This is a genomic window from Gordonia sp. i37, assembly GCF_002043085.1.
Taxonomy (GTDB): Bacteria; Actinomycetota; Actinomycetes; order Mycobacteriales; family Mycobacteriaceae; genus Gordonia; species Gordonia polyisoprenivorans.
In genome coordinates, this window is record NZ_MVPX01000029.1 from 1 (window position 1) to 11,809 (window position 11,809).

An 11,809-nucleotide genomic window follows, 5' to 3' on the forward strand; every position below is an offset into this window, starting at 1 on the left:
CCCCGCCGACTCGGTACCGTCGGTTCCACCACCAGCAAGTGACAGACCGCGACACCGCGGACCACGCAGAGGATCACATGGACACCACCGCAGCCAAACTCGCCGACCTGAGGGCCAAGCTCGAACTCGCCAAGGAGCCGGCCGGGGAGAAGGCGGTCGCCAAGCGTGCGAAGAAGGGCATCTTCTCCCCGCGCGAGCGGCTGGCGATGCTTTTCGACCCGGGTACCTTCATCGAGATCGGGGCCCTGGCCAAGATGCCCGGCGCCGCCGAGACCGGATACGGCGACGGCGTGGTGACCGGTCACGGCCTGGTGCACGGGCGTCCGGTCGCGGCATTCTCCCACGACCAGTCGGTGCACGGCGGCACCGTCGGAGAGATGTTCGGCCGCAAGGTGTCTGCGCTGATGGAGTGGGCCGGAAAGATCGGGTGCCCGATGGTCGGCATCAACGACTCGGCCGGCGCGCGCATCCAGGATGCGGTGACCTCGCTGGCCTGGTACGCCGAGATGGGCCGGCGCAACGACCTGCTGTCCGGACTCGCCCCGCAGATCTCGATCATCCTCGGCAAGTGCGCCGGCGGCGCGGTGTACACCCCCGCCAACACCGACATCCTCGTCGCCGTCGAGGACAAGTCGTACATGTTCGTCACCGGCCCCGACATCATCAAACAGACCACCGGAGAAGAGATCTCGGCCGAGGACCTCGGCAGCGCGCACAACCAGGCACGGTGGGGCAACATCCACCACGTCGCCGCCGACGAGAAGGCCGCGTTCGAGTGGGTCCGCGAGTATCTGCAGTACATGCCGTCGAGCTGTTATGAGAAACCGCCGGTGATCAATCCCGGACTCGAGCCTGAGATCACCGACTCCGATCTCTCACTGAACTCGTTCATGCCGGACTACGACAACGCCGGCTACGACATGCACGACATCATCATCAAGCTGTTCGACGACGGTGCGTTCCTTGAGGTCGGAGAGTTGTTCGCGCCCAACATCATCACCGGATACGCGCGCGTCGACGGTCATGCCGTCGGGGTGGTCGCCAACCAGCCGAGCGTGATGGCAGGCACCCTCGACACCGACTCGTCGGAGAAGGCGGCGCGATTCGTCCGCATCTGCAACGCTTTCGGCATCCCGCTGATCTTCCTCGTCGACACCCCGGGCATCCTCCCTGGCCTCGCCGAGGAGCAGAAGGCGACGATCCGACGTTCGGGCCGATTCCTCTACGCCTACGTCGAGGCGGACGTCCCCAAGATCACCGTGGTGCTGCGCAAGGCCTACGGCGGTGCGTACGCGGTGATGGGCTCCAAGCAACTCGGCGCCGACCTCAACTTCGCGTGGCCCTCGGCCAAGATCGCGGTGATGGGTGCCGAGTCGGCGGCAGCGGTACTCACCCGTCGCCAGACCGAGGGCATGTCGGCGGCCGAGGCCGATAAGGTACGCCGCGATTTCATCGACTTCTACAACACGATGATGGCCACGCCGTACCTCGCCGCCGAGCGCGGCTACATCGATGCCGTCATCGAACCCGCCGAAACCCGACTTCAGCTACGAAAGGCGTTGGCGCAGTTGCGGGACAAGCAGACGATCCGCACCCCGCGCAAGCACTTCCTGATGCCGATCTGACGGTTCCCGTCGCGTGCGCTCGGGGTGCGGTGGTTCGGATCCAGCACCGCTGCAGGCGGTCTCGAGGCTCGTCGCTATCGCTCCTCGCACCTCGACCATCGGTCTGGGGGAGGTCCATCCATCGGTTTGGGGGAGATCCTTCCCCCGCTGGTCCAGGTGCCCGACCACCGGTTTGGGGGAGATCCATCCCCCCGCTGGTCTAGGTGCCCGACCACCGGTTTGGGGGAGGTCCTTCCTCCCCCGCTGGTCCAGGTGCCCGGCCACCGGTCTGGGGGAGACCCCTTGCCCTGGTGCTGGTTCCGCCCGCCGCTCACCCCACCGCATGCCCGACGAGGCGACCGATCGCGAATGTCACGATCATCGCTATCGCGCCGCCGACCACGACGCGGCACACCGGTCGCCATGGTGACGAGCCGCCCAGCCGAGCGCCGGTGAATCCGGTGATCGCCAGCGCCGCGACGACCGCGGCGAAGGTGATCGGGATGCGCAGCGACGCCGACGGGATCAGGATCGCCAGCATCGGCAGCAGCGCCCCGCTGAGAAACGACACCGCCGACGACGCGGCCGCCTGCCACGGACTGGTCAGTTCGTGAGGATCGATGCCGAGTTCGACGTCGACGTGGGCCTCGAAGGCATCGCGGGCGGTGAGCTCGGTGGCCACCCGGCATGCGGTCTCGTGCGTGAGTCCCTTCTCCTCGTACAAACCGACGAGCTCGTCGAATTCTGCCTGCGGCTGCTCCCGGAGCTCGCGGCTCTCCTTGGCCAACAACGCTTCTTCGGTGTCACGCTGGGTGCTCACCGACACGTACTCGCCGAGCGCCATCGACACCGCCCCGGCCGCGAGCCCGGCGATCCCCGCAGTGAAGATCGGTCCCCGGTCGGTGGTTGCGGCGGCCACGCCGATCACGATTCCCGCGGTCGAGACGATACCGTCGTTCGCCCCGAGCACGCCGGCGCGTAACCAGTTGAGACGATTCGACAGCGATCCCCCGGCATGGGGTTCGCCCGAATGCTGGTGCGGTGGCTCTGCCGAATCGTGCTCGGCAGCCGCGCCGTCGAGAGGGGTCATGGACCCACCCAAACTCCGAAAGCCGCTCCGCGCAAGCAAGGTGAGGCTGAGCATCACCGCTGGTGTGCCGACGCGGAGAGACCGGATTCAGGCGAACCGTTGCAGGATCGAGTGCACCGCCTGCGTCACGGTGAGCCGGTCGTAGCTCTGGACGAAGTCGAAGGTGCGGTCCAGATCGTCGGCGCCGCAATGCTGATCGCGCGCCGAGAGCAGCGCCGCGAAGTGCGGCCCGAGCACGGCGACGTTCCATTCCTCGACCAGGTCGTCGTCGGGGGCCAGCGGCGCGCGATGCACGTTGCCGTCGCGGATGTCGACGAGGTCGACCCCGTACACACCGGCCAGGCCGGTCCGTTCGGACATGGCCCGCCAGCGTGCTGCGGTGCGCTCGGTGAAATGCCGGGCGTGCTGAAAGGTCCCGACGACGATGGCGGCACCACCGATCGCGGCCTGCTCTTCGAGCGCCTTGCTCATCTCGATCAGGAGGCGCTTGTTGCCCAGTCGCGGCGTCAGCGACGCCGAGGCGATGGCGTAGGGCGTGGCCGCCTCGGGCGGCGGCGTCGACCACACGGGCAGCTCGGGCAGTGCGACGACGGTCGCGGTCTGCAGCGCCGCCGGTGACTCGACGGACGGATACAGCGCGCCCGTCCCGAAGGACGCACCCAGGGTCATCGCTGCGACGCGTTTGGCATCGGTGTCGACACCGTCGGCGATGACGACGGCGTGCGAACGTTCGGTGTGCGCGGCAAGGGTGTGCGCCAGCCGGGCCGGGTCGAGGTTGGTGCCGTCGGGTTCGATGATGGCGTCGAGGAGGTCGGCGCCGGTGATGACGATGTCGGGTTCCACGAGTGAGAGCAGGGTCGCCGCCTGATCGCTGCTGGTCAGGCCGTCGACGCAGACGATGCGTCCTTCCTGCCGCGCCCGGGCGACCCGCGCCAGGGTGCGTTGGGGACTGCGTTCGACGGCGTCGGGGAGTACCACGAGCACTCGCTGCTCGAGCCGTTCGCGGGTGTCGTCGTCGAGGCCGTCGATGAGTTCGAGGTCCATCGGCACCAGCAACGGCAGGATCTTGGCGATCGACTGAGCCGTCGGCGTGGCCGCATACTCGTTCCTGCGGCGGTCGAGGACCTGGTGTTGTTCCATCAGACGGGCAGCGCGACGCAGTGCTCTTGCAGTACCCAGGCGCGTCCCGGTGGGACCACGCAGGGTGAGTTCGACGGCGGCGACGGCGCCGTCGTGCAATCGACACACCGGTGCGAATTGCATGTGGAGCTCCAGATCATCGAAGAGGGTGAATCCGCTCTCCGCTGCGATCTGACCAGGCTGGGATGTCATCGATTACCACGTCCATCTGCCTCTCGTGGCCTCAAGATCCGGACAATCACTGGTGACTGTCGTTCGACTACTTGCGGCCAGGCGGTGGGATGCGGTTGGCTTCACATCCGGTGTATCGGCAGAGGATTCTCCCCGGTACTCCGGTGAATCACCCCAGGGGCAGATCTCTTGGAGGGCAGATCTCTCGGAGGGCGGATCGCTCAGAGCCGGGACAGTGCGAACACCGTGCCTGCGGCCAGGATAACAAAGAACCCGACGAGGGCCAGGGCGAGCAGGATCGAGCCGACGAAGCCCACGGCCATCACGGTCATCCAGATGATGACCGCCACGATCATGGCCCACCACCAGAAGCCGACGCGGGACTGCCCGGAGTCCGGTGACGCCGGGGTCGCGGAGACCTCGGCATCACCGGCGGCGGGGTGGATCATGGCCGGATGGCGGGCATCCGCGGCCGCAGGAGCGGAATCGGTTGGCATGAGCAGGTTTTCAGCTGCGAGCCGCGGCTGCGGCGTCGGCCTCGGTGGTCTGGCCGGCCGTCGCGAGGTCGCCGGTGTAGCTCTCGAGGTGCGCGCGAACGAACCACTGGAACTTCTCCAGCTCGGCGGTCTGACCGATCAGGATGTCCTCGGTCACCGGGTCGAGTTCGCCGGTGGTGGCGATCGCATCGCGCTGCGAGGTGATGAAACCGTCATACACCAGATTCAGCGCGCCGAGGTGCGCCTGCGCGGTGTCGCGACCGATCGAGTAGTCGTCCCACGAACGGTCGGCCTCGATCGCCTTGGCCGTGCCGTGCGGGGATTCGCCGAGGGTGGCGATGCGCTCGGCGATGGTGTCGGCGTAGCCGCGCACCAGCTCGACCTGCGGATCGATCATCTCGTGCACACCGATGAAGTTCGCGCCGACGACGTTCCAGTGCACATGCTTGAGGGTGAGGTGCAGATCGTTGAGCGCACTGAGACGCTCCTGCAGGATCTTCGTGACGGTAGAAGCGGTTTCGCTGCTGAGTCCGGGAGCGGTGAATGTGGTCATGCCGCAACGCTATGGCCGGCGCCAGGTATGCCCAAGCCGGCTCCGGCATGCGTCACGGAACCGAAATGGTCGGTAACGATCGGATAACGCCGCGGATTTGACGTCGAGCGGCGACGGCGGTTGTCAGCCAGCGGTGGTCAATACCCGCTCGACCGCATCGGCGCCGGGTTGTAGAGCCCCGATCTCCGGGCGGTACCGATGTCGAGCCGTGCCGGGGGTGCCGGATCGATCTCGGTGAATCGTTGCAGACCACCCCAGTCACGCGCCCAGTTGTTGCGCAGATACGTCGGCAACAGGGTGGGGGTGAGCATGGCCTCGGTGATGCCGAGTGGTCCACCTGCCGTACCGGCCATCCAGGTCTGGCTGTTCTTGCGGGTGGCGTCGGCGTCGGGCATGATCCGCCACTTGGGTACCTGCAGCACACCGTTTTTCACGGCCATCGGCTGCTGGCAGGGGAATACCATGCCGGGCAGCCAGTCGATGAACACCGGATCGGTGCGTCCGACGACGTCGTCGAGGGTGGCCATGGTGGTGATGCGCGGCGGGGTGAGTGCCACCCATTCGGCGGGCGCGCCCGCGGTGTCGCGGACCTCGATGTGCACGAGGTTGGCTCGGGCCGGCGAATTCGTCAGGGGGAAGCGCAGATTGCGCCAGGTCGGCGCCTCACCGATATCGAGTGGCGTCATCGTGCCCAGTGGGATCACACGTCCGTCGGCACCGAGCCGGCCGAACCGGGCGATCACCTGCTGGCCGGGATGGACGACGCCGACCCCGTCGGTGGCCTGCACCGATCCGGCAACGGCAATCGTCAACAACGGTGCCGCATCCGAGGGTGCCGGCATCGAATACCAGGACGTGGTCAGGCTTCCGGTCCCGGTCGGCGACCCGTAGGTGCCCAGAACCGGGGTCTGTGATGGGCTCAATCCGAAGGGCAACTGCACCGTCGACCCGTTGACACCTCGGGCGCCCTGACCGCCGGCCGTGCCGCCCTGTGCGGAGTCGTCCGACGACGAGGACTCGGTGGCGCCGGCCCCCGATTGCGCACTGTTGGTCGCCGACGACGCGCTGTCATCCTCGGTGGTGTCGACGCTGAGTTGATTCGGAATACCGTTCGGGGAGAATCCATTCGGTGGAATTCCGGTCGGGGTGCCGGCCAGCGCGGCCGAGGTGTCGGGTGCCGGACGGCCGTCGACGGCAGCTGGGCGCAGCAGACCGGTGTTCGGGTTCGCCTCCACGAGCACGTCGTCGGCCAGACCGCACGAGTTGCCGGTGAGCGCGCGCACGTTGGAGTTCAGCCAGGAGAACGAATCGCGCTGCGCGTAGGCGCCCTTGGCGAAGGTGGCGACGGTGAACACGATGACGAAACACGAGATGACCGGTAGCGGTGAGAATTTCAGCCGCGAGTACCAGTGGTCGGAGTGGCCGGTGCGGGTCGGCTCGTCGACGTAGTCGTCACGGAAGTGGAACCACAGCCCGACCGCCGCGGTGATCACCGCGAGGACCAGGAACACCCAGCCGAACTGCACACCACCCAGCGACGGCGGCCGATCCCACCACGGGACACCGTAACTACCGACGAACCACCACCCGTTGGTGCCGGTGAAAGAAATGCCGGTCACCGCGAGAAGCGCTGCGGCGAAGAAGGTTCGGTTGCGGCGCGACCGCAGGATGGCCGGCGCCATCATGGCCCCGGCCGCGGCGGCCAGACCACCGGCGATGCCGGCGTACACACCGAAGTGGTGGGTCCACTTGGTGGGTGTGAACGAGATGAAGAACATGGTGCCCAGGGTTACGGCGATCAGCCGCCAGATCGGTGCGCGGGCAACGCCGTTCGGATGAACACGGCGCAACAGCCGCAGTAGCACGACCACCAGGCACAGGATCATCACCAGAATTCCGAAGCGCCGGGTCAACGTACCGTCGGCGGTGGGCAGGATCAGGTAGTAGTACCGGACCGGCTCTTCCCACCACTCCAGGGTCGGGCCGACGTCGGTGGCGACCTGATTCCCGACGAGCAGCGGCATCAGCGGCTGTGCAGCAAAGATCTCGAACAGCACCGCGGTACCCGCGGCGAGGATCGGCGCCAGCATCGGCACCAGACCGTCACGGCGACGTCGGGTCACCACGGCCTTCACCATCGGCCGGACGCCGGCGAGCAGGGCGGCCACCGCCATCAGACCACCGGGCGCGAGTGCCAGGGTGAACGCCGCGGTGATCACCGCGACCGCGTACGGCAGCAACCGGCGAGTGGCGATCGCACGCTCGACGCAGCACCACGTCAGCAACGCGCCCACCGCCTCGCCGGGTTCGGGACGCAGACCGTTGTTGTACGGCAACCAGATCGCGAGGTAGACGAAGGCCGCCGACCACACCGCAGGGGTGCTGTGACGCACCGCACGCCCCAACCGCGGAATCACCTCACGCGAGATCAACCACCAACCGAGCAGGCCGAGAGCGAACGCGGGCAGCCGCATCCACGGCGCGGCGAGACTGACGTGGGTCATCGCGGCGATGACCTGGAAGTGCCAGCCGAACGGGTCCTGCGGTACCCCGAAATAGCGGAAGTAGTTGTCGGCGTACCCGGCGGCGCCGGTGATCCGGCCGACGGTGAAGTTGTAGCCGTCGTCGGAGGTGTTGGCGCCGGCGATCCACCAGAACGCCAGGATCACGAACACCACGACGTCGGGCGGGCGAATCGTCCACCACCCCGACGGCAGGAAACGCTTGTGCCCCCGACCATCCCGATGGTCGAGAACGCCCAGCAACACCAACGACGCAATCGTCATCGCGATCCCCGCGACGATGGCGATGATCTTGAGCGTGGTCGGGGAGTTCACGTACCGGGTGTCGATGGTGGCGTGCAGGCGCAGACCCTCGCGGGACGCTGTCGCGGGGAGATCGGTGTAAACGCCGACGATCTGCGGGCGCATCTGCTGATCGGGTACCGAGAAGGTGTGCTGGCCGTCGCCGGGCAAGGTGGGCGCCGACGACGCCGACCCGGGACCGTCGGCGAAGCGCGCCGAGACACCGGTGCCGTCGGCATGGAAGAGGATGCGACAGTTCGGATTCGACTGCGCGGCCGCGCGCGGGGTGCTCAGCAGGACCACATCGCGGTCGGTGACCACCAGGGCATCGGGGGTCGCCCGGATGAACAGCGCTCGCGCCGACGCCTGCTGCCCGCCCTCGGGCAGCGTCGAGAGCAACACCCCGCCCGACGTCGGCAACTCGGCGGCCGGCGAGCACGGCACCGCGACGTCCATGTCGATCGGGACGAACGCCACCAGCGGCGCGGCGACGTTGCCGACTGCCGACCCCTGCGGCCAATTCAGTTCGGCTGTGGACTGATTCACCGGCAACAGTGGGGTGAGGAGCGCGAGCAGAAAACCCAGGAGGCCGGTGACCGCGGCGGCGATCCGCACGCCGCGACCACCGGGTATCCGAGTACCCCGGGTCCGAATACCCGGTGTCCCTTCGGCGACATCGGTCTGCCGACCCTCACTGGTCATCCGACGACTCCACCCTGATCGATCCCGTTCGAGCCCAGCCCCACCGCGTGCTCGTGCCGACGGTCAGCGCGGCGACGGGCGCTCCGGCGGCCAGCGGCGTGAGTTTCTCCAGTGCTCCCCAGCCCTGGTACCAGTCGCCGGACAGATACGTCGGCACCGTCTGCGCCGACGTCGTACTCTCCGAAATCGCCAGGAGGCCACCGTCATCGCCGTCTTCCCAGGTCTTCGACTGCGAGTTGGCGGTCACAAAGTCGGGTTGGATGCGCCATCGCGGCACCTGCGCGACCCCGTGGGTGACCTGCAACGGCTGCTGGCACGGGAAGTGCGCGGCCACACTGAAGTCGATCAGCGTCGGCGCATCGGAACCGACAACCTGTTGCAGCGTTGCCAGTTTCGGCGCCCGCGGAGGGGTGATCACCAAGAACTGATCCTCGCCGAGATTGTCGTCGAGCAGTGACAGCCGCATCACCGTGGCCGCCGGCGGTGCCGCCGCCATCGGCACCCGGAGATTGCGCCACGGCCGATTCGCGATCACCGGCCCGGGATCGATCGGCAACGCGTCGGGACCGACCTGCTCGAAGGAGCCGTCCGGTCCCGGCCTGCCGAACTGCACCACCACCTGCCGGCCGAAGATGTACACCCCGAACATGTCGATGCTCGCCACCGATCCGGCGGCCGAGAACACCAGCAGCGGAGTCGAATTGCGCTCCGGCAGGTCGTACCAGTCGGTGGTCAGCCGGGCTTCGCCGTTGTAACCGTAACTGCCGAGCACCGGCGTCGTCGCGGGGTCGAGACCATACGGGAGCGCGGCGGTGGAGCCGTTGACCGTCCGCGGTCCGCGCCCGCCGGTGGTCCCCGCTCCGAGCCCGCCGGTGATGGCGAACGGCTGGGAGAAGGGGGCGGCCACATTCATCTGACCGGGACGAGCACTACCGGGCTTGGGTGAGAGATCGTCAGGAACACCGTCGGGGGAGAAGCCGACCGACGTCGCACCGGATCGCGTGCCCGACAACGCCGCCGACGCCGTCTCACCGCCCGCCGGGCGCAACATGTTCGCGTTGGGGTCCGACTCCACCAGAACCTTGTCGGCCATGCCACAACTGTCGCCGCGCACCGTGTTCAGATTCTCGCCGAACACCGTGAACGCGGGATACCGGACCGCCACCGCCTTGGCGAACACCAGCACCTCGGAGATCACCATCAACGCCGCGATGATGGCGATCGGCGACGACGCGACAACCAGGCGCCGGCGATCGGCGCGGCTGTGCCCGTCGCCGTGCGCGAGTCCGCGATTGGCGACGTAATCCAGACGCAGGTGTTGCCACACCGCAAGTGCCGCAGCAACAACCGCGAGCACCAGGAAGATCGTCGACACCCCGATACCGGCCACCACCGGCGCCCGATCGAACCACGAGATGCCGTACTCGTAGGCATACGGCCAGGCGTTCTTGCCGGCCATCGCCGCAGCGAGCGCGAAGAACAGTCCGGAGACGAACACCGTCAGGTTGCGCGTGGAGCGCGCCGCCGACTGGGCCACCGCCACCGTCGCGGTGGCGGCCAGCGCCGCACCGAGACCGGCGAAGATCCCGAACTGGATGGTCCACTTGGTCGGGGTGAACGCCAGCAACAGCAAGCTCACCCCTACGGCCCCGATCAACCGCCACGCGGGACCCGGCGCCACCCCACTGATCCGGCTGCGCCGCAACATGACCGCCACCGTCACGATCAACGCCGCCAGCAACAACAGCACCGGCACCCGCCGCGTCAGGGCGCCGTCCTTGGTGGTGACCGTCAAGAAGTAGTAGCGCAGATACTCCTGATTCCAGTCGATCACCGGCCCGGTCGCATACCGGACCTTGATCGCCTCGATCACCGTCGCCACTGTCTGATCACGGAAGACGACGACGAGCACCAGCACCCCGGCCGCGACGATCGGCGCGACCAACGGCGCCAGACCCTCCGCGCGCCGCCGGACCAGCAGGATGTGCAGCAACGGCCGTGCCGCGACGATCAGGATCGCCACCCCGATGAGACCCTGCGGGGCCAGCGCGAGGGTGAACCCGGCGGCGACCGCGGCGAGGGCGGCCGGGAGCAGAGCCCTTGTGGCGATGGCCTTCTCGGCGGCCCACCAGGTCAGCAATGATCCCAGGACGATCATCGACTCGCTGCGCAGCCCACTGCAGAACGGAAGCCAGAACGCTGCGAACACCAACGCCGCCGACCACATCGCCCACCGCGAACGGCTCACGGCGCCACCGAGTCGCGGCAACAACGCCCGACTCAGGACGAACCAACTCGCCAATCCCGCAACGAGTTGTGGCACCAACATCCACAACAGTGCAGGCGAGAGCGCCGACCAGTGCCCCAGGAAGGCGTAGTACCAGTCGAACGGCGCCTCCGGAATCCCGTAGAAGCGGTAGTAATCCGAGAGGTAACCGAACGAACCCGCGGTGCGCCCCATGTTCAGGATGTAACCGTCGTCGGGTGTCCCCGCACCCACCAACGTCCACACGCCCAACACCGCGGTCACCACGAGATCGGTCGGCGATGGGCGCAGCCGCCGCGCCCATCGGGGGCGCGCACCGACCCGTCGTCGATACCCGCCGAGTCGGTCCAGCCAGAACAACGCCCCGAGTGACACCAGAACGCAGAGCACCGCGAGGATCATCACGAGCAGTTTCAGCGTCGACGGCGTGCTCTCGTACCGATTGTCGATCTGCACGTGCGCCCGCATCCCCGACCCGGCGGCCCGCACCTGCGCGGTGGACAGATCGGTGAACATCCCGTCGATCTGCGGCCGAGCGTCGGCGCCGAGATCGCCGGCCGCGTTGCCGACACGTGCGCCGCCCGGCCCGGCGAACTCCGCTTCCGTCGCGCGCGCCGAGGAGAACACATGAAGCCGCGCACACGCGGCGAGCTCGGCGCGCGGGATCGAGGCGGCCGCGACGTTGCGGAACGTCACCGACACCGCATCCCGGCTCGCCGTCACATACAGGGCCTTGGCCTTCGAGTCGGGAGCGGCCGTCGGCATCGTCGCGAGCACCACGCCGCCGGCGGCGGGCAGGCCGCGCAGCACGGCGCAGTCGATCGTGACGTCGAGGGACTCGGCCGTCTGCGCGATCAGCGGCGCCGTCACCGACGGCGTCGGCGCCTCCGCGCTCACCGAATGCTGCGGCCAGTCGAAGGACGCCTGCGTCACGCTCACCGGCAACAGCGGGGTGATCACACACAGGACCGCGCCGACAACA

At 67.9% G+C, this 11,809-nt stretch carries 7 protein-coding genes; 1 reads left to right on the forward strand and 6 read right to left on the reverse strand.

The window, feature by feature from the left end:
• The first annotated feature begins 77 nt into the window (after positions 1-77).
• Positions 78-1,625: an acyl-CoA carboxylase subunit beta gene (locus B1964_RS01145; RefSeq protein ID WP_006369242.1), complete on the forward strand. Its 1,548-nt coding sequence runs from the start codon at positions 78-80 to the stop codon at positions 1,623-1,625.
• A gap of 310 nt (positions 1,626-1,935) precedes the next feature.
• Here B1964_RS01145 and B1964_RS01150 read toward each other — a convergent pair whose 3' ends face one another.
• The 6 genes from B1964_RS01150 to B1964_RS01175 form a co-directional block, all read right to left on the reverse strand.
• Positions 1,936-2,694, reverse strand: coding sequence for a VIT family protein (locus B1964_RS01150; RefSeq protein WP_014358497.1), 759 nt, complete (start codon positions 2,692-2,694; stop codon positions 1,936-1,938).
• 87 nt (positions 2,695-2,781) lie between these two features.
• On the reverse strand, positions 2,782-4,026 hold the full coding sequence (locus B1964_RS01155; protein ID WP_079928481.1) for a DICT sensory domain-containing protein: 1,245 nt from the start codon (positions 4,024-4,026) through the stop codon (positions 2,782-2,784).
• 200 nt (positions 4,027-4,226) lie between these two features.
• Positions 4,227-4,502: a hypothetical protein gene (locus B1964_RS01160; protein WP_253193840.1), complete on the reverse strand. Its 276-nt coding sequence runs from the start codon at positions 4,500-4,502 to the stop codon at positions 4,227-4,229.
• Between the two features lie 10 nt (positions 4,503-4,512).
• Positions 4,513-5,055 (reverse strand): DNA starvation/stationary phase protection protein, encoded by a 543-nt coding sequence (locus B1964_RS01165; protein ID WP_079928482.1) that lies wholly within the window; start codon positions 5,053-5,055, stop codon positions 4,513-4,515.
• A 137-nt stretch (positions 5,056-5,192) separates the two neighbouring features.
• Positions 5,193-8,474, reverse strand: a complete 3,282-nt coding sequence (locus tag B1964_RS01170; RefSeq protein ID WP_079928485.1) for an arabinosyltransferase domain-containing protein — start codon at positions 8,472-8,474, stop codon at positions 5,193-5,195.
• A 76-nt stretch (positions 8,475-8,550) separates the two neighbouring features.
• Positions 8,551-11,809, reverse strand: a 3,259-nt coding sequence (locus B1964_RS01175; protein ID WP_253193841.1) for an arabinosyltransferase domain-containing protein, incomplete at its 5' end; no start/stop codon positions are given.

Bases quoted from the DNA above. Each gene is read 5' to 3' on its own strand.
- B1964_RS01145 (WP_006369242.1), top strand. From the start codon at position 78: ATGGACACCACCGCAGCCAAACTCGCCGACCTGAGGGCCAAGCTCGAA.
- B1964_RS01165 (WP_079928482.1), bottom strand. From the start codon at position 5,055: ATGACCACATTCACCGCTCCCGGACTCAGCAGCGAAACCGCTTCTACC.
- B1964_RS01155 (WP_079928481.1), bottom strand. From the start codon at position 4,026: ATGACATCCCAGCCTGGTCAGATCGCAGCGGAGAGCGGATTCACCCTC.
- B1964_RS01160 (WP_253193840.1), bottom strand. From the start codon at position 4,502: ATGCCAACCGATTCCGCTCCTGCGGCCGCGGATGCCCGCCATCCGGCC.
- B1964_RS01150 (WP_014358497.1), bottom strand. From the start codon at position 2,694: ATGACCCCTCTCGACGGCGCGGCTGCCGAGCACGATTCGGCAGAGCCA.